This is a genomic window from Leptospira stimsonii (assembly GCF_003545885.1).
Lineage (GTDB): Bacteria > Spirochaetota > Leptospiria > Leptospirales > Leptospiraceae > Leptospira > Leptospira stimsonii.
On the sequence record NZ_QHCT01000007.1, the window covers coordinates 59433 to 85709 of the forward strand.

Annotated in this window: 16 protein-coding genes; 10 read left to right on the top strand and 6 right to left on the bottom strand. The window is 41.5% G+C overall.

Going from position 1 to position 26277, the window contains the following annotated elements; genetic code table 11:
* The first annotated feature begins 360 nt into the window (after positions 1-360).
* The gene (locus tag DLM75_RS19670; protein WP_118970210.1) at positions 361-1617 is read left to right on the top strand and encodes an SH3 domain-containing protein; all 1257 of its coding nucleotides are present in this window, start codon (positions 361-363) and stop codon (positions 1615-1617) included.
* Between the two features lie 276 nt (positions 1618-1893).
* Here DLM75_RS19670 and DLM75_RS19675 read toward each other — a convergent pair whose 3' ends face one another.
* The 4 genes from DLM75_RS19675 to DLM75_RS19695 all read right to left on the bottom strand — a co-directional run bounded on the left by DLM75_RS19675 (position 1894) and on the right by DLM75_RS19695 (position 6629).
* Positions 1894-2811, bottom strand: coding sequence for a sensor domain-containing diguanylate cyclase (locus DLM75_RS19675; RefSeq protein WP_118970211.1), 918 nt, complete (start codon positions 2809-2811; stop codon positions 1894-1896).
* Between the two features lie 1642 nt (positions 2812-4453).
* Positions 4454-5434 (bottom strand): sodium-dependent bicarbonate transport family permease, encoded by a 981-nt coding sequence (locus DLM75_RS19685; protein ID WP_167731791.1) that lies wholly within the window; start codon positions 5432-5434, stop codon positions 4454-4456.
* Positions 5425-6117: a carbonic anhydrase gene (locus DLM75_RS19690; RefSeq protein ID WP_118970213.1), complete on the bottom strand. Its 693-nt coding sequence runs from the start codon at positions 6115-6117 to the stop codon at positions 5425-5427. Before DLM75_RS19690 ends, DLM75_RS19685 begins: the two co-directional genes overlap by 10 nt.
* Before the next feature lie 197 nt (positions 6118-6314).
* Positions 6315-6629: a helix-turn-helix domain-containing protein gene (locus tag DLM75_RS19695; RefSeq protein ID WP_118970214.1), complete on the bottom strand. Its 315-nt coding sequence runs from the start codon at positions 6627-6629 to the stop codon at positions 6315-6317.
* 224 nt (positions 6630-6853) lie between these two features.
* On the opposite strand from DLM75_RS19695, the gene ccrA reads away from it, so the two are divergent.
* Entirely contained in the window at positions 6854-8101 is a 1248-nt protein-coding gene (gene ccrA, locus DLM75_RS19700; protein ID WP_118970215.1) for a crotonyl-CoA carboxylase/reductase, read from the top strand.
* A gap of 379 nt (positions 8102-8480) precedes the next feature.
* Here the strand turns inward: ccrA and DLM75_RS25070 are convergent, their stop codons facing one another.
* A complete protein-coding gene (locus DLM75_RS25070) occupies positions 8481-10142 on the bottom strand; it encodes an Ig-like domain-containing domain (RefSeq protein ID WP_118970217.1) in 1662 nt (553 codons plus the stop codon).
* Between the two features lie 1709 nt (positions 10143-11851).
* Here DLM75_RS25070 and DLM75_RS19720 point away from each other — a divergent pair.
* The 6 genes from DLM75_RS19720 to DLM75_RS19745 all read left to right on the top strand — a co-directional run bounded on the left by DLM75_RS19720 (position 11852) and on the right by DLM75_RS19745 (position 18612).
* A complete protein-coding gene (locus DLM75_RS19720) occupies positions 11852-13000 on the top strand; it encodes an alkane 1-monooxygenase (RefSeq protein WP_118970219.1) in 1149 nt (382 codons plus the stop codon).
* A 93-nt stretch (positions 13001-13093) separates the two neighbouring features.
* Positions 13094-13267 (top strand): rubredoxin, encoded by a 174-nt coding sequence (locus DLM75_RS19725; RefSeq protein WP_118970220.1) that lies wholly within the window; start codon positions 13094-13096, stop codon positions 13265-13267.
* Positions 13268-13406: 139 nt separating this feature from the next.
* Positions 13407-14459 carry a methyltransferase domain-containing protein gene (locus DLM75_RS19730; RefSeq protein WP_118970221.1) on the top strand — a complete coding sequence of 351 codons (1053 nt, stop codon included), beginning with the start codon at positions 13407-13409 and terminating at the stop codon, positions 14457-14459.
* Between the two features lie 114 nt (positions 14460-14573).
* Positions 14574-15098 carry a hypothetical protein gene (locus DLM75_RS19735; protein ID WP_118970222.1) on the top strand — a complete coding sequence of 175 codons (525 nt, stop codon included), beginning with the start codon at positions 14574-14576 and terminating at the stop codon, positions 15096-15098.
* A gap of 124 nt (positions 15099-15222) precedes the next feature.
* On the top strand, positions 15223-16425 hold the full coding sequence (locus tag DLM75_RS19740; protein WP_118970223.1) for an MFS transporter: 1203 nt from the start codon (positions 15223-15225) through the stop codon (positions 16423-16425).
* A gap of 111 nt (positions 16426-16536) precedes the next feature.
* Positions 16537-18612 carry an adenylate/guanylate cyclase domain-containing protein gene (locus DLM75_RS19745; RefSeq protein WP_118970224.1) on the top strand — a complete coding sequence of 692 codons (2076 nt, stop codon included), beginning with the start codon at positions 16537-16539 and terminating at the stop codon, positions 18610-18612.
* A gap of 8 nt (positions 18613-18620) precedes the next feature.
* Here the strand turns inward: DLM75_RS19745 and DLM75_RS19750 are convergent, their stop codons facing one another.
* Complete coding sequence (locus tag DLM75_RS19750) at positions 18621-20264, bottom strand: EAL domain-containing protein (protein WP_118970225.1); 1644 nt, start codon at positions 20262-20264, stop codon at positions 18621-18623.
* Between the two features lie 954 nt (positions 20265-21218).
* Here DLM75_RS19750 and DLM75_RS19765 point away from each other — a divergent pair.
* Both DLM75_RS19765 and DLM75_RS19770 read left to right on the top strand, forming a co-directional pair.
* On the top strand, positions 21219-23528 hold the full coding sequence (locus DLM75_RS19765; RefSeq protein WP_118970228.1) for a patatin-like phospholipase family protein: 2310 nt from the start codon (positions 21219-21221) through the stop codon (positions 23526-23528).
* Between the two features lie 66 nt (positions 23529-23594).
* Positions 23595-26273, top strand: a complete 2679-nt coding sequence (locus DLM75_RS19770; protein ID WP_118970229.1) for a PAS domain S-box protein — start codon at positions 23595-23597, stop codon at positions 26271-26273.
* Positions 26274-26277 lie beyond the last annotated feature (4 nt).

The following is a 26277-nucleotide window of genomic DNA, read 5'->3' on the forward strand; positions in this document are numbered from 1 at the left end:
ATGAAAGAGGGGATAACATAAGAGCGAACTTTCTATTCGCAAAAGCCTGTTTTGCATTGGCCGAGGAAAATTCCCCTTTTCGCAAAATACAAGTTACGAGTCAAATCGGCGATGAGATTTTTTCCGAAGGTAACAAGCATTGAAGCACAATAAAATTATAGATAGACCTTTCAGAAAACGTGTAGTTTATATTTTCATTCTATAGAATAAAAACACGAATCTCCAAAAAAAGGACCTATCCCTTTCAACCTTCCTAAAACCTGCAAAAAGCAGACCCATCCATTCCTGCCGGAATGGTCTTGGGTTGACCGTTATGATTTTAAACTTTCAATAAAAATGAAGATACTAAAATCTGTGAATATGAATTCGAAAAGTCTATTCGGCCAAATATTCATATTATTTTTCCTTGCTGATTGTACGACTACTCAGATCGGTAATGGATACACAACAAGATCGAAAATAGTGGCCTTCTCCAGACCGGACAGTAAAAGTACTATTGTATTTGAAATAAAGGAAAATTCGAAATTTACAATTTTAGATAGGATCTCCTCAAAAGAGTCCAAACATCCGGTGGATTGGCTGAAAATAAAAAATGAAAATCAAATTGGATTTATAGAATACAATAAGAATAACTCGTCTCTAATTTTTCTAAATTTAGAAAAACCTAAGTATGGACTCGTTGTTGCGACATCCTTGTTCGTAAGGAATGAGCCAACGGTTGATAGCAGGCCCATTGAGAAACTTGCAACGAAAGCGATAGTTGAGATAACGGAAGATAGCGAATCATCAATCTCCGTAAATGGTAGAAGAGGATATTGGGTAAAGGTAAAGACGAAGTCTCAAAATGTGGGTTTCGTATTTTCTCCATTCATTATGGTCAAAGATTCGATCGAAAGCTTATCATCGCTTACCGATTTCGAAACGAATGAAACGGGTTGGGCTTACGTTAAGAATTCACCAGAATCCATCTATTTAATGAATCATAATATTCTAAAAAGAAGTAAAAATAACCAAATATACGAAAATCAATACTATCTGATTCAATCTAGATTTGTAACTAAAGACGGAAAAGTATTTTTCAGGCTTCAAAAACAAGAAGCAAGTTTGGAGGACTGGTATTCCGAACTTAAAGTTACAAAAATTGCTGATTGCTACGTTCCTGCGGAAAGTATAATTTTATCGAACAAATATGCCCCTTTGTATGCGCGGACTCAAGATTTTGATAGGAAAAAAACCAAAATTTATGAATTTCTAAGCCATGAGGTGGACGATGACATTGATCCTCAATATTCGGATATTGACTATTTTGAATGGAAAAAAAGAAAATTCCATGTAATAAGAGCGACTGAAAAATATAAATATGATGAATGCAGAGGTTGTTTTCAACCGGAAGCATTTAATCTTGTATTTGTTTTAGAAGAAAAAGGAAGTTCGTTTCAATTGATTTTTAAGGCGGCAGGATCACGAAGTGCTTCTTTCTACCAATTTGATCGTCCCAGGATCATCATAAATGATAGTCCTCCACCGGAAGGAGATGATTCCCCAAGCAAGATTATTTCTTCTGAGTTTGTATTTAATGGAAAGGAGTTTTTATTAATATCGAATCCGAATCATTAGAATCACAGTATTTGATTCGGTTTATACTTGTACTGACTGGGCAAGTATGTTCTCATGAAGAAGTGAAAAAAGTTACAAATTCCAAATCTCACGTTTTGAAAATATTCTGAGTCTTACCTAAAATTTCAATTATACGAAACGAAACAGAGACGATCGATTTTATTTATTTTTATCGGGGAAGTTTATCGTAAGTTCTACAATTCAGATTGAAGCGTCGATTCAGTATCGCTAATCTTTTTCAGCAATGTTTATCCTGTGTTATAAAAATATTTTATTCTAAATAGAATAAGCTTCAAAGAAAGACTCGATCCGATTTCTCCCCTTCTTTTTGGCAGAGTATAGAGCCTGGTCCGCACCTTCTAATAATTGAATCGAGGAAGTTTCGTCTGAAGCCAGAATGCTATGTACGCCGGCGCTTATCGTAACGCGTGAACACTTTAGATGGGGAATATTTAAATTAAATATATTATTTCGTAAAATTTCTGCTATCTGTTGGGCTTGAACTAGAGATGTATTTCCTAATAATAAAATAAATTCTTCCCCACCGAAACGGCAGGCTAAGTCGCTTGGACGTCGGGCAAATTTTCCAATCTCCCTACTGACCTTTTGTAAACAATGATCTCCTTGTATATGACCGAATGAATCATTGTAATTCTTAAAATAATCTATATCAATTAATACTAAGCTAATATATTGCCGATTGCGGAGGCTTCGTAGCCACTCTCTACGGAAGTGCTCATCAAAGTGTCGACGATTTGATAGATTTGTTAAAGGGTCTTTTATGGAAAGCTCAAGGACTTTATCTTCCGCTATTTTTCGAGCGGTAATTTCATTGTGAGAAACTAAATAAAATTCTCCTTCTGGGGTGATCAGGCGGTTGATTGTCATATTGAACCATCGTGTTTCAGTTGGAGAATGACAGGGATAGTCGCTTGTAAAGCTATCAACTTGTCCTTGTAAGACATTTCGGATTCCGCTCGCCGTAGTCAATATGTCTTCTTTATTAGGAACTTCGCATACATTGAGATAATTTTTCCCAATCCAATCATAATCTTCGCTTAGGCCGTTCTTTCTGCCGAATTCAATCCACGCTTTGTTTACATATTTGATTTCACCTGTTTTATCTATAACAGCCAATTGACTGCATAAAGAATCCAGAAGCGAATTTAGAAAATCTGTTGAAAGCGGTCCCATATAGTATTCGGAAGAGTAATCATACTCCGAATATCTAAGACGGACACTTTACTAGGAATACACTAAACTTAGTATTTTCTGATTTCAGCTTTCGAAGGTCTAAACTTGTATTAAAAATTAGAACTTCGAAAAGCCAAAAATACACATTCTTGTTATTTATTTCGCAATATAAGGTGAATTCAATTAAAAAGGTGAAAAGTTATTTCTATGTGACTGTCTTTTTGCACCGGGTTTCGAAAATGATTCGATTGTGCCCTTAAACTTCGGATAAAAGTGTCATTGAGAAAAACTACAGTGTGGAGGACAAAAGCGTAAGTTTTAAAGCTTTCCTGTCCTTTCTGTTTCCAAAAAAAAATGAGTTTCGGGGCCATTTTCCACTGAAAATAACTAATATAAATTTTACGGGACTTTCGTCTTAGAAAAATAGCATTGGCTATCTTCCTTTGAACCCATTGATAAATCTTATTTCGAGATCAGCTTCTCACAGTTCAAAACCCCAAGAGAGTTCGTTCTATTTGATTCTTAGGTCGCGCGATAAGTTAAGAATTGGTTCCGTAAGTTAAAATAATAAAAATATTGAATGAGACTTCAAATTTTATAGAAACCAACGCTTCTGAATTTTAAATTCATTCTTACGGAGCCCCCATAACCAAGCTCCTAATATGATTATGATTCCCACTATGATTCCGATCGGATTTTTATATCAAGCGGAGATCCAAATGAGAATTTGACCTCTAAATCGGACGCCTTCAAGGGTACGATCCATAAACTTTGCTATGTAACGTCCGAAAGGAAGAGGAATCATTTTTCCCGATTGGCGCAATGCATTCAGAATACTGTTATCGAGATCGGTACGGAAGAGGAACAAGCGCACTCGTTAGCGATTGAAGTTCCCAGAAGGAATATGTGGAAAGAATACTTTCGATACTATCCACAGCCAACGTCGCTGGATGGCTTTGGTGAAGTACTAACTTTTCTTTGCGAGTGAAATGATTCCTTTTAATTGGACTCCGAAAATTTAGATAAAAAATAAAAGATCTAATTGAATAGAAAAAATCGAACTATGTTTTTACCAAAATTAGATTCCCACTCTGTTTAGGGAGTAAATTCAAATATAACTAAGAGAATCGCAAGGGTTGCATTCTTCAATCGAGCCAGTTTATTCTATAAACTCTTTATTCTTTTCCATTCTCCATTTCTAAGTAAGGCTTTGTTCGTCATTCGTTGAATCGATCAGTCTCTACCATAAGCGGACTGTTTATCGGGAAAAGTTTATTTCGTTTTCGCCTTAAAAACGTTTCTGTTTTTGGCATAACTCTTTTTCAAACTCAATCGAAAATGTTTTGAGGTCCCATCAGGTCAGAGGTTGCTCTAAGCTTACTGAACGTAAATATTCTTATTGGATTCGTGGTCATCTACATCGGACTATTTTCTCTTGCGAACGTGTGAAGTCTCGAAATAAGAATTTCTTCTCTTGAACCATTTCTGAGCCTGCAAAAATGGAAAGTTATAAAGATTGAATTCACATAATACGCCTTAGGTGAAAAACCCCTCCAGAAAGAGGGGCGCAAAGTGGAAAAAAGAATCTCGTCCAGGTTTTTAATTCAGGAGGAGTTTCGTTTTCAAGTTCATTTCGCGATCTTTAGGATCCTAAGCTGAACAAGAATTTTGAAAGAGATAGATACAAGGGGAGTCCGACGACGATGTTGAACGGAAAGGTGATCGCAAGCGAAGAAGTAAAATAGTAAGTTGGATTTGCCTCCGGTAACGCGATTCGGATTGCCGCTGGCGCGGCGATATAGGAAGCGCTCGCACATAAGACTCCGAATATTGTCGAACCACCCAAGGAAAGTCCTGCGAGTTTTCCCAAATAGATTCCCAGAGAAGCATGAATTACCGGCATTAGAATCGCGAAGAATACTAAAAAAATACCAACTTGAGAAAGATCAGAGATTCTTTTTCCTGTGAGGATGCCGACTTCAAGTAAGAATAATGCAAGGACGCCTCTAAATGGAGTTTCGAAAAAAGGAGCAACTTGTTCGAAACCTTTTTTGCCTGAAAAAAATCCGATAAAGAGACCACCAAGCAGTAGAATGGTTCCTTTCCCTGCGAATAATTCGTGAAAGATCGTTGAGATATTGGCGGAGCTTTCGGAAGAGGAATTGCGTTTTGCGATATAAATCGCAACGAGGATCGCTGGAATTTCCATGATTGCGAGCAAAGAAGGCATAAATCCTTCGTAGCCGATGTTCATCAAGTCCAGGAACGCGGTGCTCTCGCTAAAGGTCACCGCTGATACGGAGCCATAGTGAGCGGCGATCGCCGCGGAATTGATCGTGTTGAATTTACCGATTTTGTTCAGAATGAAAAAGGCGAACAACGGAATCAGACAACACATGACGAGGGCAACGAAGGCGGGTTTATAAAATTCTAAGAATTGTGTGCTTGAAAGTTTCACACCTCCTTTGATTCCTATCGCAAGAAGCAAATAAATCGTTAATCCGGCATATAAGCCATCTGGAAACTTTAGATCGCTTTTTAACAATGTCGAAACGATTCCAAGAATAAAGGCCAAGACCATCGGCGTGAGAAGGCTTGTCGTTAAGGACTGAACTATTTCCATGATTTACTACCCGCCGTATTCAGAGTTTCCAGATAATTTGCTGGTAGTATTTCTACTTTACCGGTTTCGATATCGTAAATCGCTCCGACTATATCGATCTCCTTCTTTTTGAGTTTCTTCGTGATCACAGGTTCAAGTTCTCTTAGTTGTTTTACTTGTTTGGCGACATTGATCCTGACAGCATTATCAACCAAATCTCCCTGCATATTCTTAGCCAATTCCGCTGCCGGTTTAATTGCATTGATGAGAGTAACGATATGGCCAGGAACATCCGGTACGTTACAAGCCGCCGCAACCGCTCCGCATTTTGTATGGCCTAACACTAAGATCAGTTTACTACCGAGTACTTCGACCGCAAATTCAATACTCCCCCAGGATGCATACGTAGAAACTTGACCGGCTGTTCTTAGTATAAATAAATCCCCGATGCCTTGATCGAAAATGATCTCATGCGGGACCCTGGAGTCGGAGCATCCCACGATCACGGCGAACGGTTTTTGGCCGGCGACCAACTCCTTTACACGATCCGGTGTTTGGTTCGGTTTAAGGGACTTCCCGGTAACAAACCGTTTGTTACCTTCCATCAATCTTCTAAGCGATTCACTCGGATCGACTTCCGCGTTTAAACCCATATTTAGGAAAAAAACGAGGATCACAATTTTCGTTCCTTTTATAAATCTCATGGTATTCTCCAAATTGTATTTATTTCTATATTTAAGAAAGACAATACAAGCAAAAAAATACATGTAAAATAATTCAAGTATTAAATTTCAATAAAAACGGAGAATTTTTTGGTAGGTAAGAATGGTTGGATCCTGCATCGATTCGAAACGAAGCGAGAAAAAATGAATGAAGCGATTTGAAAGGCGGAGTGGGGAGGCTAAGTTAGAATTCTGAGGAGGTCGCTGACCGTTTTATGGGATTTCAACTTGTGTCTTAAGGAAGCTTTTTTATTTATCTTATAGCTGTTTCTCCTTCCTTCCTTGGTTCTGACCAAAATATCTGCTTCTTCGAGATCTTCGATGATTCCGATCACCGCTCGTTCCGTGATTCCTACCTTTGTCGCTAATTCTCTGAGAAGAACATTCGGGTCGGAATTTATACAAAGAAGAACGTGTGCGTGATGGCTTAAAAAAGTCCATTGATGTTTTTCCCGTTCCGTGGAATCGCTTTTAGGGTTGTTGATTTTGGCCATATAAAATATCGAACATCCTTCAGTTCAATGACTTCATTCTAATAAAGAGAGCTATTCTTCGTCCATTTCCGCCTGAAAAGAATCTTTTTACAATAAAAAGTTTAGAAATCTTACGGGAATCTTTCCATTTTTGGATTCTCTGTAAAATAATACATGAATAAATATTCTTGTATTATTTTGCACACTATTTGAGTGTGGCAAAAAAATCGAGCATCGGTATTATCATGCAACCAATTGAAATCGTCCCGATCGGAACGCTGCCCCCATTAGGAGTCGTGCCGAGAAAAATGTACGCACAGGTAATTCGTCCCGAACGATATGGAGATCCGATTCGAGCGTTCCAGCAAGAAGAAGTGCCCGTTCCGGAAATAGGACCGGATGAGGTCTTGGTTGCCGTTATGGCCGCCGGCGTGAATTATAACAATGTTTGGGCGGCGCTCGGTAATCCGGTCGACGTAATTGCCGCGCGAAATCGAAAAGGCGAACCCGAAAGATTCAGCATTGGAGGTTCGGATGCGTCCGGAATCGTTTACAAAGTTGGTTCCGAAGTGAGAAACGTAAAAGTCGGAGATGAAGTTGTGCTTCACTGCGGGCGTTGGGAAAAAAATGATCCCTGGGTTCTTTCCGGAAAGGATCCGATGTTCGCACCCTCTCAAATCATTTGGGGATACGAGACGAATTGGGGTTCCTTCGCACAATTTTGTAAAGTCCAAGAGCACCAATGTCTTCCTCGTCCGGTTCATCTCAGTTGGGAAGAATCCGCGGCGTATATGTTGGTCGCTGGAACGGCCTACAGGATGCTTCATCATTGGAAACCGAATGATGTGAAAAAAGATGACGTGGTTCTCATTTGGGGAGGAGCAGGAGGTTTAGGCGCAATGGCGATTCAGATCGTTCATGCCGCCGGTGGGATCCCGATTGCGGTCGTTAGTTCCGAAGATAAAATTGAGTTTTGTAAAAACTTAGGAGCCGCGGGTGTGATCAATCGAAGCGACTTCAATCATTGGGGGCCGATCAATTCCGACATCAATGATCCGAAAAAATTCTCCGAATGGACGGATCGCGCGAAAGATTTCGGAAAAGCGATTTGGAAGATCGCCGGTAATGGGAACAATCCTAAAATCGTCTTCGAACATCCCGGCGAAGCAACGCTTCCTACTTCCGCATTCGTATGTGCGACCGGTGGAATGATCGTGATCTGTGCGGGTACGACAGGATACAATGCCACATTAGATCTTCGTTATCTTTGGATGAGGCAAAAAAGATTTCAAGGTTCTCATTTTGCAAACGATGAAGATTGTAAAGCTGTCAACGACCTCGTTCGCGAAAGAAAGATCGATCCAGTCTTATCCAAGACGTTTCATTTTGATCAGACCGGTCTGGCACACCAGTTGATGAAAGAGAATCGACATCCGCCCGGAAACATGTCCATTTTAGTTGGAGCGTCCGAAATGGGAATGGGAAGACGTTAGTTTTATTTGAAACGTTTCGACTAACTTGAGATCGTCATTGGAACGAGATTCCGAGAAAAATAAAGAAACCGATTCGTGTTCTTCGATCGATACTATTTGTCCATCTGGAAAAGATTCAATCGAATCCAAAGGCGAAAGTATGGTTCCCGAGGTCGTCGCCAATTTTTTACTGGGCGGGAATTTTCCTGCGTTTGGTTTACTTAGAACGATGATACGGTTCCCAATTTTCTATCCCTTCGTTCTTTGCGCAGTTCCATTGAGCGATACTCTTTTATGAACCCCAATATGATTCGGAAAGGTACGGTCACTCATTCTTCTATTGATAGAGTTTCTAAGATAGGATCTTTCGTTATTTGAAGAATCCTATCCTGATGACTTTTTAAGGAGCCGTTGTGAATCCCGTGATTTGAGTGTAATCTGCGCCGATAGGTATATCGGAAGCGTTTCTCACCGAGCTTTTGATTCTCACTTTGTAAGTTGTATTTGGTAAAAGCGCGCCACCGCCTGAATTTACTCGAATCCTGTTGTTTCCCGTGTAAATTGTAAGCGCATTCAAGCGAACGCAATTTACAAAGTTATCCGAAGACAACTGAATGTTCCCGGTACAGCTACCATTGGAAATGTTTCTGGTGAAATCATTCGGATTCATTTCTTCGGAGAAAGTGATTTCGACGTTGTATCCGGCTGAAGGTTGATTGACGCTCCCGTCGGTCGGCGTGATCGAAAGAATTGTAGGAGGAGTGTTGTCGAGGTCGTCTCCGGTCGTGAATCCTACAGCCTGCGTTCCGCCGGCGAAAGGATTTCCCGATAAATCCTGAATCCCGTTCGTAAGTCTGATCTTATACGTGGTCTGCGGCGCGAGTGGGTCTATTAGAAAAAAGGAATGTGATAGTCCAAGCCTATTTTCGTCGTGACGCACGTTCGAGTTCAGCCTCACACAGGTATTAAAGTTATCTGCGGAAATTTGGATAGTTCCGGAGCAGGAATTGTTTACTGGATTTAAAACGAACGATGTTGGATTCATCTTTTCAGTAAAATCAAGTTGGAAGACGCGATTTCTAGCGACCGAAATCTGGTTATTATTTGGAAGAAGTTGCGCTAATTGTGGTGCGGTAGAGTCGTTGGTTTGAGTTATAAACGTGAGAAACTGCTCATCCAACGAATTTCCGGATACGTCTTTGGCTCCAGCTGTAATCTTAATCTGATATTCATTGAAGTTAACCAGGGGGAGCGCCGGTTTAATAGAAAAGGATCGCATTTGATTGAAGAATAGCGGTTGTTGGGCTAATCTTATACAGTTAATGAAATTGTTATTCGAAATTTGAATGCTTCCTGAACAGGTCGTGTTGGAGCTGTTGACGTTAAGCGACGAGGCATCCATGGCTTCCGTGAAGGTCACGGAGATCGAAGTATTCGTTCCAACCAACAAGTCCCCATCGTACGGAAGGGAATGTAGGATCCCCGGCGCGGCGACATCGGTGCTTGCTGAGGTGCTGAAGTTCGTAGTTACTGTAGCCGTAAGTCTTCTTCCGCTTTCGTCTATGATCGAATCGAGTACGCGGATCTTATATTGGCTGGAGATTGCTAAATGGTCTGCCGGATCCAAACGGAAGGTATTACTATTGGCTCCAAAGGGAGACGTCGGAGCCGAGTTCATACGAACACAAGTTACGAAATTGTCCGCGGAAAGGCCAACCGAACCCGAACAGCTATTGTCTGCGGTATTTGTTGTGACGGAGTCCTTCATTACTACTTTAGAGAACACAATCGTCAAATTGGCGTTAACCGGAATATTGGCCGCGTTATGAAGCGGTGTCGTTTGCGAAAGCCCAGGGAGCAGAGGAGAAGAGGGTGGAAAAATTCCGGTTTCGCCAGGAGGGGGTTGAGAACCTTGAGTTTCCGAGGCGTTCGAGCTGACCAAAGCAATCAACGGGGATTCTTTACCGGCATCTTTTTTATCTTCACAGGAGAAAAGAGAAAGTGCCAGAATGCCAATCCCCAGTATTCTTCTTGATTTGCAAATAAAGCTAAATTTTTCCATGACGGATTTCCATTTCCTACGGATCGAAAACGAAGTAGGCTTTTTATTTATGAGTGAAAACTCATAAATAAAAACCACTGAGCAACTTATATTTTCGATAAGGAGCAATTTTCCACTCCGAAAATCCTGTCGTTTGTTCCCCGGGTTATGGCTTTCGGAACTCTTAAGGCGACCGAAAAACAGGACATGTGGCTCGAATTTTCCGATAGAAAAGAGCTATGTATTTCGTTTCTTAGGAGCAGTAAAATAAGTGTACGTTCGAATCATTTCTGGCTCACTGTAATCTATTCAAAGATCATAAAGACGCGAATGTTCGAGGACCTTCCGAATCGAAGGTCGGTCCCTGCGCTGAGGGCATCCCTGTTTTCCAACAAAGGGTTTGTCGTCCCCCTCTCGATTTTTTGTTGGATGATTCGATATAAGAATAAGGATTAGTCCGATCCGTTTGTTTCCAAATTCGAGTGTGACGCTTTTTCCGAAACCGTTGCTTCCAACTGTATTGATTGCAACTTTCATCGACCCTCCGATATTCAGTATTTTGTATATTAAATAAATCTGATAACGAATAAGGTCTGATTGTATCCTTCGGGTAGTGATCCATGCATGGAAGAAATCCGCTAATTTTTCCTCCTTGGGAACATTCTTGGATATATGGAATGTATCAACATATTCTCTTTGTTAAGCGAATATTATGAAAGACTCATTGAAGGAGGCTGTGTTCGTCTTACGGTCCTTGCAACGACTCAGCCAAATTTCGGATTCAAAGGGTTTTGATCATTTCTGGTGAAGTTCCGAAAACCCAACTCACCACTGTCTACGAGCCAAGGTTCGGAGTTGACGTGCAAGGTAGAAAAACGTTTTCGATCGAGAACCAGATTCTTCAATTAAAGGCTCCCGCTATTTTGTATTCACTGCTGAAATTCATGCGACCGAATGAGTTTATCGAGGGCCGAACGGAGGTCCTGATCTTTCAGTCTGTCTTCGTTTAAATCGAAATGTGCTTCTCGACCGATTCAAGGACACTCTGAAAAAAATGAAGGATGCTGATGGACTATGAATGTTTCCTGTTTGGCCAACCTCCGGTGAGATTTTAGGAGCTTGGTAGGGGTACTTACTTCTACTCCTGAAAACGCCTGAAAGCATTTCTACGTTAGCTCTCGTTTAAGAGCTGGAAATTTTAGGTAGAACGCATATCGGGATGGCGCTTGCGCAGTTTTTGGCTACTGGAAGGAATAGGAAGTCGGATTTCACTTGCGAGTGAGAGTATTTCTAACTTTAGAAATCGTATATTAACGATCAAGAATATATAATTCTTTTCCGCGATGAAACGAAAATGATTCACGATCCGATGAGAAAAGAATATTCTCTATTGGATTGATTCTCGCTTCGTCGATTCGATTTTGCATTTCAACGGAGGGTAGGTTTGTTTAACTACTATTACCAAAGTAGAGGATGTGTTTTGGGTTCAATTAGAATACGGTGTATTTAAGATTGACGTTTCCTTTCGCCTTCTCTTCCTTTTGCCTTACTGACGTAAGGAAAAGTATATAGTATGCTTTGAAAGTTCTTTTATCCATCGGAATCTTTCTTCGTTTTCGCGAAATGACTTGTTTTTTTGTCGTTCATTCGAATGAATCATTCCATGATTTACGAAATGTAAATCTCGTTTTAAATAAGATTTTCTAATAAAGAAATTTAAGGAGATAGCGATGGAAAGGATCGAGTCGTCTTACGTGGATAAAAAACGGTATGTTTGGTTGCTTTCACTTATTTTTCCTTCTGCTCCGATTTTGGGGATCTGGGTAGTGCACGCGACCGGTTGGGGAATTTTTTATGCGATGGTATTGATCATCTTCTATCTGATCCTTCCTATATTGGATATGATCTTTCCGGAAGATCCGAACAATCCGCCTGAATCGATCGTTCCTTCTTTAGAAGAAGATCCATATTATAGAATTCTTCCGCGCTTAACGATTCCTGTCCATTACGCTTCCTTAATTGTCTGCGCTTGGTGGGTAGCGACTCATTCCTTGAGTTGGTGGGAATTCTTATTGCTCACTCTTTCCCTCGGATTCGTAAACGGACTTGCGATCAATACCGGACACGAACTCGGCCACAAGAAGGAGTCCTTGGATCGATGGTTAGCCAAACTCGTGTTAGCTTCCGTAGGTTATGGACATTTTTTTATCGAGCACAACAAGGGACATCACCGTTTTGTCGCGACACCAGAAGATCCTGCTACCTCTAGAATGGGGGAAAATATTTATAAATTCGCGCTTCGAGAAATTCCCGGCGCTTTTTTGCGATCTTGGAATTTGGAAAAGATCCGATTGGAAAGGAGCGGTAAGAGCGTCTGGAATTGGGACAATGAAATTCTTCAACCTTTGGCGGTGACTCTCGTCGTTTATGGAGCGTTAGTCGTCGCTTTCGGTAAGATCATGTTGATTTTTCTTCCCATCCAAGCCGCGTTCGGATGGTGGCAACTTACCACCGCGAATTATATCGAGCACTACGGCCTTTTGCGTCAGAAAAATTCTGAAGGACGTTACGAACAGTGCCAGCCAAGACATTCCTGGAATAGCAATCATTTGATTTCGAATTTGCTTCTATTTCATCTTCAAAGACATTCGGATCATCACGCTCATCCAACGAGACATTACCAATCGTTAAGACACTTTGAAGATTCTCCTCAAATGCCGAACGGATACGGTGGTATGTTCGGTGTCGCCTTATTCACTCCGTTGTTTCGGAGTCTAATGGACCCGAGGGTTGTTGCTTGGGCAGGTGGAGACTTGAGCAAAATTCAAATCGACGATGCGCATAAAAAGGAAATATATAAGAAATATGGCAAGTCATAAAGGCGAAGAAAGTAGAATTACGTTTCCTTCCAGAATCCTTCTCTCGGATCGAGAAGGATTCTTTACCTTGAATGTTCAAACTTGAGGGGAGTGATGTCAAAATACAAGTGCCCTGGTTGCGGTTATATTTACGATGAAAGGGAAGGAAATCGGAAAGAAGGTTATCCTCCGAACACGCTTTGGTCTGCTCTTCCGAACGATTGGATCTGTCCGGATTGCGCCGTCCGAGAGAAATCGGATTTTATCGAGGTCTCCGAAAAGAGTTGAACGCTCGCCGGAAATCGTCTGCGATTTTGAATCTTTTTCTTTCTCGAACCGGAAGGGGAGAATGAATCTTTGTTTTCAAAGCCGTACCCGAATGGTTTGATTGAATTTAGGGTCCGTATAATAACAATTAGGTGCAATCATGAATCGAATAGCGAATGTAATGGAAAACGTAAAAGAATACTACGGAACGATCTTAAAATCGAATCGGGATTTGAAAACGACAGCCTGTTGCACGGCGGATCGTATGCCATCGTATCTGCGCAACGTCCTAAGCGAGATCCATGAAGAAGTGAAGGACCGTTTTTACGGATGTGGTTCGCCGATTCCGTTTGCTTTGGAGGGAAGGACCGTTTTGGATTTAGGTAGCGGATCCGGTAGAGATTGTTTTCTTCTTTCGAAGCTCGTCGGTCCGAACGGAAACGTGATCGGTGTAGACATGACTGAGGAGCAGGTTTCCGTTGCGGAAAAACACGTTCCATTCCATCAGGAGCGTTTCGGTTACGAAAAAACAAACGTACGATTCTTGAACGGATATATAGAAAATTTAAACGACTTAGGAATTCCAGATTCTTCCGTTGACGTTGTCATTTCCAACTGTGTGATCAATCTTTCACCCTTAAAGAAAGAAGTTTTTTCCGAAATTTTTAGAGTCTTGAAACCGGGTGGGGAACTATTTTTCTCCGATATCTTTTCAAGTAGAAGAATACCGATCGAGATCGCGCAAGATCCGGTTCTTTACGGAGAATGTTTGGGCGGGGCGATGTATATAGAAGACTTTCGCAGACTCTTGTATCAACTGGGAAATTTCGACTTCAGAGTCACGTCGAGTTCGAAGGTGGACCTTGTCGACGATGGGATAATCGAAAGAGTTGGTCATATCGAATTCTATTCTATGACGATTCGAGCCTTCAAACTACCTTTAGAAGATAAGTGTGAGGACTACGGACAAGTCGCAACTTATTTGGGAGGAATTCCAAATTCGGAAGATTCCTTTCTTTTGGATGATCATCATCTTTTTGAAAAATATCGACCTTCCTTGGTTTGCGGTAATACGGCGATGATGCTGGAGGATACGAGATATTCTTCTTTTTTTAAGATTGACGGCGATAGAAGTCGCCACTTCGGTTTATTCGATTGTGCTCCGGCAAACAATGGAATCGAGAAAAACGCTTCATCTGAGTCCTGTTGTTAATTTTCAAAAGAAGAGGCTCTTCGCATTTCTCTGAAAAGATGTATTTCATTCCGTAAAGATCTTAGTTAGGCGATCTTGGTTGACCGCTTCGGTTCGCTTCTATTGTTCTGAGGTATGAAACTAAAAAGTATTCCTCTTTTCATATTTCTAAACTTTATTCTCATCCAATGTTCCGATCCTAAAAAGGAAGAAGACCTTTTTCCTTTGCTTTTCCTTCTTGGAACCCCTTCACCGGTTTCTATCAATGCCGAGGATCCGGATTTTATTCGACCGAATATAAATACCGCAAATATACGGTTAGGCGGAAACAACGTTTTGCGGAACATCGACCCTTGTCCGGACGGATCCGTAAATTTAGGCAATCCTTTTGATTTACCGACTCTATACATTATGAATGTCGATCTATCTCTGAATTACGGAGTTTTATTGCGTGAGAATGGAAGTTTTGTTTTGAACATCGATCTTGACGGTCAAAGCGTGTATAGCCCGAGCGCTCCGTGTCCCGTAAATATAATCGAAAATTCGGCGACCTCTTACGATATCCAAGTGAAAGGGTGTTCTTTGAAAAAGAATGCGGTAACGAGTCCAGCGCCGTCGACGAACACGGTATCTTTTCGTGCTCTGTGTTCGAAAGTCTAAGAAAGCTCGAATCGAGATAGGAAATTTAAGATTCTCAAAAATCGCGATGGCATACGAAAAGCGCTTTCGAGATTTAGAATATTTTAAATTGCGTAAAAACTGCGAGTAAAGAGTCTAACGTGGAATGAAGCAGTTTTTGCCAACGATCGTAATCGCTCAATTTTTTTGCACGTCTCTTTGGTTTGCTGGGAATTCGATCGTTTCCGAAATGGGGAAAGATCTCGATCTAGATCCTTCTTTTTTTGTACATCTAACGAGTGCGATTCAGCTTGGATTTATTAGCGGGACGTTGATCTTTTCCGTATTTACGATTTCAGATCGTTATTCACCTTCTTATGTTTTTTTCATAAGTTCTATTCTCGCCGGAATCTTCAACCTTGCGATTGCTTTTGGATTTGTATCTCCCGGGCCGATTCTTTCGTTCCGATTTCTTACTGGATTTTTTTTGGCGGGAATCTATCCGGTCGGAATGAAATTGGCCTCGGATCACACTCGTTCCGGTTTGGGAAAATCGTTGGGTTTTTTGGTAGGCGCCTTGGTTTTGGGAACGGCGCTTCCCCATTTGATACGAGATTTGATTTCGAGTTATCCGTGGAAGTATGTTGTATATACAACCTCGCTCTTGTCGTTCTTAGGCGGATTCTCCGTCTTTTTATTTGTTCCCAACGGTCCGTATCGAAAGATCGGTCAGAAATTAAATCTTGTCTCGTTTCTTCGCGGATTTAAGAAACCGAATTTTAGATACGCATCCTTCGGATATTTCGGACATATGTGGGAGCTCTATACGTTTTGGGCTTTTGTCCCTTGGATGCTCACAGACTACAATCACCGTTTTCCGGATAACACGATCAATGTTCCCATCCTTTCTTTTCTTATCATCGGATCGGGCGCTCTCGCCTGTGTTCTGAGCGGCTTTCTTTCGGAGTATTTCGGTTTAAAATGGACCGCATTTTCGGCCTTGTTTTTATCGTGTACCTGTTGTTTTCTTTCTCCGTTTCTGTTATATTCAAGTTCGATTCTATTTCTACTTTGTTTTTTATTTTTTTGGGGTTTGGTGGTGATCGCGGATTCACCTTTGTTTTCTACCTTGGTCGCACAGAATTCTCCGGAGGAGTCGAGAGGTTCATCGCTTACGATCGTGAATTGTATCGGTTTTGGAATTACGATTCTAAGCATTCAGATTATAAATGTGTTATCCGTTTCCATGATTCCTCGTTATCTCTATACGTTGCTTTCAATCGGTCCGATCCTCGGTTTGTTCTTTCTTTGGAAATTAAAAGAAGAAGAATTTGATAAAAAAATTATTTCAAATGATCGGAAGCGATAGGCGCGATCGCAAAACATTTGCCACTTTGTTTCGTTAATAAGAATCTGTCTTTATCTCGTCTCGAAAAAATCGAAATTTTGCGTACATTATAACCAATAGGAAATCGTTTGAATGCTTTTAGTAGGAATCGGTCAGGGAGAAGATATCGATACGTTATCCGCCACTCGTGCGGCGATCGTAAAGAGTAAGCTGAGTCTGGGAGATTATTTCCCGAGCGCCGGAATGGTTTTCGCGGGGCATGGCTTCGATCACGAATTAATGCTTCAAACCATCAATAAAGAATTTCCCGGAATTTTGCTCGTTGGGTGCACTACCGCAGGTGAACTCACGAGCGATTTGGGTTTTAGCGACGATTCCGTCATTCTTCTTTTATTTTACTCGGATGAAATTCAGTTCTCGATCGGACGAGGATCCGATCCGGAAGGTAATTCCGAAATTAGCGCCAAATTGGCGTTAGGTGAAGCAAAGAACGCATTGGAGAAAGAGGAAAAACTCTGCGTCCTTTTTACGGACAGTTTTACACTTTCGGCAAATTCCATCGTTGAGACGTTGAATAAAAATTTGGCTCCGGGTTGTAAGGTTTTCGGAGGAGTTTCCGCTCGTCCGTTCGGAACGGATCTTCCAATCAATCAGTTTTATCGAGACAAGGTGCTTACCGATTCTTCCGTGATTCTTCTTTTTGCGGGGCCGGTCGAATACAGTTACAGCCTTTCCAACACGTGGAAACCGATCGGTCGACGAGCGACTGCGACGAGCGTAAAAGGAAAGAACGTATTAAAAATCGATGATATGCGAGCGATCGACTATTACCACTATTATCTTGGCGATTATTCTTTTCCGGCTCCCGAATTTCCTCTGGCGGTTTATGAAAAAAATTCGGAACATTTTTATCTCCGTGTTCCGGGCGGGTTTAACGAGGAAGAGGGGAGTGTTCTTTTTGCGGGAGAAATTCCCGAGGGTGCCGAAGTCCAATTAACGGAAGCTCTGCGTAATTATATCGTAGACGACCTCAAGGATACTTCCTTGAATTCGAGTAAGTCTAAGAAAAAATTTCAGCCAACACTTGCATTCGCTTTTTCTTGCATCATGCGAAAACATCTCCTTGGAACTCGTGTAAAAGAGGAAATTCAAATCCTTGAAAGAAATTTACCGGAGAATATCCCGATTTTCGGTTTTTATACGTTCGGTGAAATCGCTCCTTTGGAAAACGAAGATAGAAGCCTACTTCATAACTGTACGATGGTCACTCTTTTGATCGGAACCTCGACGGAAGTGGAAACGACTCGTAGTTTTCCTTCCGTAAAAGAAAGCGGGATTGCGGTCAGCCTTCTTTCCGATAAGGAACTAAACGAAGAGATCAAAAAAGAAAATCGTTTTTTGAGAATGAAGTTCGATCGAGAATTGGAATACAGGAAGAATCTGGAAAACGTAAAAGATTTTCACGGTTCGATCCTAAAGACGATCAACCAGGAAGTAGAAGCCGCGAGAATCGTAATCCAAAGAAAGAACGAAGAATTAGAAAAACTCTATCAACAGCTGAGCGTTGAAAAGAAAAAATCCGACGATTTACTTTTGAACATTCTCCCGTTTGAAGTTGCGGAAGAGTTGAAAGAAAGGGGCGTTGTTGAACCCGTGTATTACGAATCCGCTTCCGTTTTGTTCACCGATTTTAAGAATTTCACCCTGATCGCGGATAAGATGAAACCTTCGGATTTGGTTCGCGAATTGGATTTTTACTTTTCCGAATTCGACAAGATCATAGAAAAACACGGTCTTGAAAAATTAAAAACGATCGGAGACGCGTATATGTGCGCGAGCGGTTTGCCAAAGCCGTCCCCGTCCCACGCCATCGACTTGGTAAACGCCGCTTGGGAAATTCAAGAGTTTATGAATCGGCTAAAACGAACGAAAGGAGAAGCCGCCTGGGAACTTAGGATCGGAATCAATTCCGGTCCCTTGATGGCCGGAATCGTCGGAAGGAAAAAATTCGCGTATGACGTTTGGGGTGATACCGTCAATCTAGCTTCCAGACTTGAATCCAAAGGAGAACCCGGAAAGATCAACGTCTCTCAATTTACTTACGAACTCGTTCGTGATCATTTTCTCTGCGAGTATCGAGGTAAGGTCCCTGCAAAGAATAAGGGTGAGATCGATATGTATTTTGTGATGGATAAAATAAAAAAGTAACTCTTTGCTTAATATTTCGAACTTTGTAATTGTGGGTTTTCGTTCAGTTCGTTTTCGAAAACCTTAGACAGACCTCCGATGTTCATCGGATAATAGTAGTGATAACCTTGCAGATAATCCGCGCCGGTATCGATTGCGATTTTTTCATAGTCTTGATTTTCAATTCCTTCTAAGATCACTTTTTTTCCCATCGTATGAATGATTCCTACGATCGAAGTTAAAATCTTTGTCTTTGCAGGGTCGTGTAACGCTCCGAAGACTAAATTCTTATCGATCTTAACGATATCGGATGGAATTTGCTCGAGTCTTGAAAAGTTGGAATGACCTTTACCGAAATCGTCGATGGCAATCTGAAATCCTTCGAGGTGGAGAGTCTGAGCCTGTTCCTTCAATCGATCGATCGCGTAATTATCATCGGTATCGATCGATGTCTCCGTGATTTCCACGAGAATTTTCTCCGGAGTCGTCTCATGTCTTCTTACCAATTTCAAAAGTTGTTCGGTGATGTCTTTCTGATTGATCTGGATCGGAGAAACGTTGATCGTCAGTTTACAATCGGGATCGATGCCTGAGATTTTTTTGAGAATGGCGATTTCGCTGATCGCATTCTTCATCACCCATTCACCGATCGTAAGAATGAGTCCTGAAGATTCCGCGATTGGTATGAAGATCTCGGGACTTATATTTCCGTTTACGGCGTGAACCCATCTTGTAAGTGTTTCTACGAATTCAATTTTTTTAGATTTAGAATTCAGAATAGGCTGATACTTGAGTATCAATTCTTCGTTAAAGATCGAGTTCTTGAGAGAGGAATAGAGTTGAATCGCCTTTTGTCTTTCGATCTCTTCTTCTTGTTCTCCGAGAATATAATGACTGAACGGATATTTGGCGGCTTTTTTAAGAGATTCCGTGAGCTTTGATCTTATTTTTTTAAAGGATTCTTTTTGATCCTTCATGAGATACGCGCCTATCGAAATCTTAAAAAACAATTCCGTTTCATTATGAGAAAGCGGATAATCCATAATCGATATGATCTGTTTCGAAAGAGCGGAAAGATTGAATCTTTCGTTTTCGACGGGAATGATTACCAAAACTTTATTTTGAGAATATCGTATGATCTTTGTATTTCCGTTTGTGAGCGTAAAAATTTCCGTTGATAGATCCATAAACACCTGTTCGAAAGATTCCATCTCCGGTTCGGGATTTCCTTTTACGGAAACGAATTGAACTTCGATTAAGAAGAATGCGGAACGGGATTTGCCTAAGAACGTTTTGAATTCCGCTTTATGCGCGTTGATTCTTTCTTTGATTGTGATTAATTTCACTTTAGAGTTTGGTACTGCAGGTATCTTTGTAAGCTCGAAAGTGATTTCTTCTTTTTTATGGAATACGAGCGCATACAAATGATATGTCTGTTCGCTTTCGCTAACGATTTCCATAAAGAGTTCGAAGGTCGTTGCGTTGTTCTTGTTTTGATGTGAAAACTGAGAAATCGATATAACGATCTTACAAAGTTTTTCTTTTAGATCGGGAAAGGCTATTAACTCCTCTTCGATACTCGGATCCAATTCGATACACTCTCCTTTGAAACTGCATCGTATTTTTCCGGATAAGTTGGCCGCTGATTCTCTTTCGCTTTTTAAAAAATTCATTCCCTTGGCACCCGGAGTTTTATATCACACTTTTGCGCAGAATGAACCTTGTTCAATAATTTACATCCATTAAACGATCTTTGTTCCTTTATAAAAATAGCTTATGATAATTTAAAAACTTTCTGATTGAAATTTTCACTCCTCGAATCTTGCCTCCGGCACGAAGCCGGAATCGCAATTCAAGATTCGATTTCATTCCGTATGCAAAAAATCCGTTTTTATAGAAAGCTGGTTATTTCTGAAAAAGGATGTCGTGTTAGCAATTTTTGTAAAATGGAAGTGTCGTTCCGATCTCTTTCTTAAAAGGAAAAGGCCGACAAGTCGACCGGGACACAATGACTGGATCCTTGGTCCGTTTTTTTCGCTCGCAAACGTAAGCTCTAACGGTTCGGACGGCTCATCCCCGATTTTACAAAGGGAATACGGCAAGAAAACGATTTGAACATGAATTCTCCGGTTAAGATTTTTCGGATTCGGTAGAAAGATAGAAAAGGATATTTTGCTTTGGACCTTGGGTAGGAGTTTCGGATCTTATCGTTTCCGTGCCGCTGGGGGCGAGAAGGAATGCCGCCGCGGCGAACTTTCGTCCGAACAACGAAGCGCAAATCCACGCATTCGCTTATCAAAATGATCGAATCCATAGAAGAAAGTCATTCTACAAATCAGTAAAATATTTCCGGGTTCGAATGACCTTGAATTTCGCTCTGTGGAGAAGCGCTTCTGAAACTTCGATTCCCTTGCGCATTCCTTGTTTGTTCTTTGTTTCTGATGAAACGGAGGAACGTTTTACAAAAATACTTTTAAAAAAAAGTGGATTTCTCGGGGAGTTTTGGACAAGCTTCAAAGACTTACGTTTCAGAGAACGGCTCCAATCCGATTCGTAATGGAAACCGACCACGCGAAGATGAAACTATCTTTGATTCGATGGAAACGGTTTTAAAATGAAGGTAATCGGTGACTCGATCTAGTAATCATTCTTTTGAATCTCAAAAAAAACTTCTGAAAGCCTTTCGCGGTTTTCGCACAAAAGCTTCTTCACATTTTCCCAACGGGAAGGATACAAAAGCCGAGGAATCGATCGGAAAATCCCTTCGATCGATCCATTGGACGGACGAAACCCCATCGCTCGGAATCGTGACCGAAGGATCGTTGTGTCTGGTTCTCACCGGAAAAATCGAGGAAAGACTTCTCAACACCGAAGAAAGCAGTCTGATTCTTCGTGACTTATTTCCCGGAGATTATTTTTTGTTTCAACCGGACAAGGTGATCTACTCGGGTATATCGGAAATTCTTTATATTCAACCCGATGATCTGTTGAGAATCGAATCCAAGTTCGTTCACTGGAAAAAATGGATCGTCGATCTCAAACGCGAAAATCACCTCTTCCATGTTTCGAAACTTAGGCCTTCTCGAAAAGAGCTTTTGGATTTTCTTTCTTCTGTCGAATTATTGTTTCACCTCGATAAGACGACATTGTCCGATTTGGAATCCCGAATGGAATGGCTCGTGATACCGGGCGGTGAAATCCTTCTCAAACAAGGCGATATCGGCGATTCCATGTTTATCCTCGTTTCCGGAAGACTTTCTTGGATCGTTCACTCCAAAAACGGCGAGGTGCTCGCGGAAGGAGAATTGGGAAAGGGAGATATCATCGGCGAGATGGCTCTTTTGAGTGGAGACAAACGCTCCGCGACCGTGATCTCATTGAGAACGAGCCAAGTAGTAAGAATCTCAAGAGATGACTTTCGTAAAAGTTTTTCAAATTCTCCGGACGCCCTGTTTCAAATTACGGGAACGATCGCTCATCGCCTCGGTGAGGAACGCCACAAAAGATTTCAAAAGGCGAATTCAGTTCGGACTGTTTCCGTTTTTCCACTCGCAGTGGACAGAAATTCTTCCGATCAATTCTTTCGATCTCTCCAGAACGGATTAAAATCATTCGGAAAAACGATTCTTGTAGATGCGGAATCCTTCCACAAAGTCAGAGCAAAGTCTTCCTCAAAAGGCGCAAAGGTTTCGCAGAACTATCGGATCTCGGATTTGGTTCATTGGTTTTACGAGTTGGAAAAATATTATGAAAAACTAATATTTAAAACGGAGCTGAATCAACCCGGCTGGAGAGAAACCTGTTTTCGTCAGTCGGATCGGATTCTTATCCTAATCGATCCCGATCGGAGTCCGAGTCTGGACTTTGTCACCGCACAGACTTTGTTGCCGGGAGAAATCCAAAAAGAAATCGTCTTCTTGATCGATTCCAAATTCGAAAACTGGAAAAGAATCGAATCGATTCTTCAGGAATTTCAAGGGATCGCACATTGTATCGTTCGCCGTGACGTTCCTGCCGACTTCGGAAGACTTTCTAGAAAACTTACCGGCAATAGTATCGGAGTCGCTCTTGCCGGAGGTGGTGCAAAAGGTTTCGCTCATCTCGGTCTTCTCAAGTGTTTTGAAGAGAACGATATTCCGGTGGATATGATTTCAGGCACGAGCGCCGGTTCGATCATGGGCGGGTTGTTTGCGATGGGCCTTGACTCTTCGGAAATTCTTCCTCTCATTCGAGACTTTTGGTTGGATCGAAATATTCTCGGAGATTTCACTTTTCCATTTGTTTCTCTCGTTCGCGGAAAACGTTATTCCAACGCGATTCACGAATTTTTTAAGGATCGAAATATCGAGACACTTCCGATTCCTTTTTATGCGATCGCTTGTAATCTAACGAAAGCGGAGAGGAAAGTTTTTGACAAAGGACTGCTCTGGAAAGCGGTTCGATCGAGCACATCCATTCCCGGTATCTTCCCTCCCTTTTCCGAAAACGGAGAACTTTTTGTCGACGGAGGTTTGCTCGACAATCTTCCCGGTTCCATCTTAAAGGAGAAGGGCGCCGGAATTCTTATCTCGGTCGATCTCGGCGGCGGAGGTCAGATTGATAAGGATTTGACGTATCAAAATTTTCTCGGACCCCAGTATTTGGGAGAAGCACCTTCCTTTTTGAGAATTTTCTTTCATCATCTTTCCAGACAGAGTTTAAAGAGCAAATATCCCGGAGTAGCCGAGATCATGATGCGTTCCCTGATGCTTTCGAGTAAAAATACGTTAAATCGAACAAGGGACAATTCGGATCTCTACATCGAACTTCCTGTGGGAGGCTATTCAACCTTCGATTGGGACCAATTTCAGAAATTATACGATATCGGTTATCAAACCGGAAAAGAGAAGGTTCACTTCTGGAAAAACGAAATTAGGAAAAAACTAACTATATTCTAAATAACCGTTTTTTAATTGAAATTCGTGTTTGGTTGAAGTTAGAATTGTCCTTCTTTAGAAGCCGACATGCCACCACCCAGATTCAAAACCTTGGAAGAATTCTCGACCGAGATTCCATCCTTTCATGAAAGTATTTGTATTCTCGAAGAACGTTCGAATGGTAGAATTTTATTCTCCCGCGAGTGTTTCCGATTTTGGGAACTTCAACTCTTTGATACGGCTCCGACCGGTTTTTCTTCCTTCCTAATCCACTTGCACGATAAGATCCGAAATTATGCGGAGTTCACCGAAAACGTTCTCAAAAAAAACATTCAAGAATCTAAATATTTTGAAACTCTAATATATAAAGACTGGATTCTTCGTCTTTTTTGGGAGGACGTCCTGAAAGAAGGAACGTATCGGATTCGCCTCTATACCTTCGAAGTGTTGGCGAGAGAAGGAGAATTGGAAGAATCCGAAAAGCACAAAGGTGTCGAAAGTATATTTTATAAACTTCCTCAGCCTGCTATTCTTTTCGATCCTTCCACACTCAAGATTCTTTCCGCAAACGACGCGGCGATCTATCTCTACGGGTACTCGAGAAACGAATTCGGGTCCTTGGGTCTACTCGACATTCGTCCGGAAGAGGACCGTGCGGACTTGGACGTCGTTTTAAAAGGTTTCGCGAGCGAGAACGGAATTCAATCCAGGGGGATTTGGAGACACTGGAGAAAGGACAAAAAAATTCTTTATATGAAGATCTCCGCAAACCGGATCGTCTACGGAGATTCCTTCGCCGTTTTAGCGGTTCTTTCCAACGTATCCGATGTTGTGGAAACGAATTACGCTCTAAAACAAAACAGGGATGAAAAACAATCGATCATCGAAAGTATGTCCGATCGATATTTCTCCCTTTCCAAAGATTGGAGATTTATTTCAGCTAACAAACACTCTTTGATCACGTTAGGAAAGACGAAAGAGGAATTGATCGGTAAAAACATATGGGATCTTTATCCGGAGGCGGCCGCCCAATTCTTTCGTGAAAAATACGAACTTGCGGCGTTCTCACGCAAACCCGTTCTTTTCGAATTCAAAAACGAACATACAGGAAACATAATAGAATTCAGAGTTTTTCCTTTTGAAGAAGGTCTCTCCGTCTTTTTTCAGGACATCACCGAGGTCCGCAGAAGGGAAACGGAACAAAACATTCTCAAAGAGATTTCTATGAGAATTCCGAAGGCATCGACGGTAAAGGAATCGTTTGAAATTCTATTCGAGGTTATATGCAGAGAAACTTCCTGGAAATTCGCACAAACGTGGAAATACCAAAACGGAGAATTGATCCTGGAGGAGAACGCTTCCTGGCATTCCGTCGATTCTACTTTTTTGAGATATCGGATTCTTTCCTTTGATACGAAGTTCAAACCCGGAGACGGTCTGATCGGAAAGGTATTTTCGACGGATAAAACGTATTTCTCGGGAGACATTCAAAAGGAAACCGACTTCAAAAGGACCAGGCAGGCGATTCAATCCGGAGTCCGTTCCTGGATCGCAGTGCCTCTAAAGACCGGGCACGAAAGCTACGTATTGGAATTCTGCACTCACATAGAAATCGATTCAGGAGAATCTTATATTCAAATGTTTGAATTGATTTCCGATCAGATCGAAGTGTTATTCCGGAATAAGGAAGCCGAGGAGGAGAAGGATCAATTTTTTAAACTTTCAGGAGATATGTTTCAAATTTCCGCGCCTGACGGAAAGGTCATCGAGCGAAATCAGGCGTGGGAGGAAATTTTAGGATATTCGACTGAAGAATTGTCTAAGTTCGATATATCGGAAATCATTTATCCGGATGATCGGGAGAAGATGATCAAAATCAGAGACGAGTTCAGAAAAAATCAACAGAATATTTCCGAAATTCTTCGCTATGTCGCCAAGGACGGACAGGTGAAGAGTATTCTTTGGAAGGTCACCTTTTCGAAGGAACATCGTCTGGTCTATACGACCGGTAAAGACATCACGGATATGCAAAAAACGCAGTTACAACTGGAGGCTCTTGCGAAGGAATTAAAACGTTCGAACGCGGACCTGGAAGATTTTGCGTTCATCGCTTCTCATGATCTTCAAGAACCTCTTCGGAAAATCATGGCTTTTGGCGATCGCCTTTTAAAGAAGAATGCGAAGCTGGATCCGGAATCGTTGGACTATTTACAGAGAATGGCTTCTTCCGCAAATAGGCTTTCCAAATTGATAGAAGGACTTCTTTCGTATTCCAGAATCAAAACAAGAGCGAAGCCGTTTCGAAATTCCGATTTGACCAAGGTCTTAAAAGAAACGATCGGAGATCTTGAAATTTATATCAAAGAAAAAAACGCGAAGGTCGTCGACTGTAAGGTAGGATTTGCTCGTTGTGACCCCGCACAGATCGGGATGGTTTTTCAGAATTTGATCAAGAACGGTTTGAAGTTTAATAAGAGTAAAATTCCGGAGGTGATCATTCAATGTGTTCCCCACCCGAAGGAGCGGAAATGGATTCAGATTACTTTTTTCGATAACGGAATCGGCTTTGACAAAAAACACGAAGAGAAGATATTTACGCTCTTTCAAAGACTTCACGCACGGGAAGACTTTGAAGGCAACGGGATCGGACTCGCTGTTTGTAAAAAGATCATCGAACTTCACGGAGGAAGAATTTACGCTCAGAGCAAACTAGGTGAAGGATCCACTTTTTACGTGGATCTTCCGGGCGTTCTGAATACGGAATAGATCG

What these genes read in the sequence shown, in the direction of transcription:
- DLM75_RS19670 (WP_118970210.1), top strand. Translation starts at nt 361, where the DNA reads ATGAATTCGAAAAGTCTATTCGGCCAAATATTCATATTATTTTTCCTT.
- DLM75_RS19675 (WP_118970211.1), bottom strand. Translation starts at nt 2,811, where the DNA reads ATGGGACCGCTTTCAACAGATTTTCTAAATTCGCTTCTGGATTCTTTA.
- DLM75_RS19685 (WP_167731791.1), bottom strand. Translation starts at nt 5,434, where the DNA reads ATGGAAATAGTTCAGTCCTTAACGACAAGCCTTCTCACGCCGATGGTC.
- DLM75_RS19690 (WP_118970213.1), bottom strand. Translation starts at nt 6,117, where the DNA reads ATGAGATTTATAAAAGGAACGAAAATTGTGATCCTCGTTTTTTTCCTA.
- DLM75_RS19695 (WP_118970214.1), bottom strand. Translation starts at nt 6,629, where the DNA reads ATGGCCAAAATCAACAACCCTAAAAGCGATTCCACGGAACGGGAAAAA.
- ccrA (WP_118970215.1), top strand. Translation starts at nt 6,854, where the DNA reads ATGCAACCAATTGAAATCGTCCCGATCGGAACGCTGCCCCCATTAGGA.
- DLM75_RS25070 (WP_118970217.1), bottom strand. Translation starts at nt 10,142, where the DNA reads ATGGAAAAATTTAGCTTTATTTGCAAATCAAGAAGAATACTGGGGATT.
- DLM75_RS19720 (WP_118970219.1), top strand. Translation starts at nt 11,852, where the DNA reads ATGGAAAGGATCGAGTCGTCTTACGTGGATAAAAAACGGTATGTTTGG.
- DLM75_RS19725 (WP_118970220.1), top strand. Translation starts at nt 13,094, where the DNA reads ATGTCAAAATACAAGTGCCCTGGTTGCGGTTATATTTACGATGAAAGG.
- DLM75_RS19730 (WP_118970221.1), top strand. Translation starts at nt 13,407, where the DNA reads ATGAATCGAATAGCGAATGTAATGGAAAACGTAAAAGAATACTACGGA.
- DLM75_RS19735 (WP_118970222.1), top strand. Translation starts at nt 14,574, where the DNA reads ATGAAACTAAAAAGTATTCCTCTTTTCATATTTCTAAACTTTATTCTC.
- DLM75_RS19740 (WP_118970223.1), top strand. Translation starts at nt 15,223, where the DNA reads ATGAAGCAGTTTTTGCCAACGATCGTAATCGCTCAATTTTTTTGCACG.
- DLM75_RS19745 (WP_118970224.1), top strand. Translation starts at nt 16,537, where the DNA reads ATGCTTTTAGTAGGAATCGGTCAGGGAGAAGATATCGATACGTTATCC.
- DLM75_RS19750 (WP_118970225.1), bottom strand. Translation starts at nt 20,264, where the DNA reads ATGAATTTTTTAAAAAGCGAAAGAGAATCAGCGGCCAACTTATCCGGA.
- DLM75_RS19770 (WP_118970229.1), top strand. Translation starts at nt 23,595, where the DNA reads ATGCCACCACCCAGATTCAAAACCTTGGAAGAATTCTCGACCGAGATT.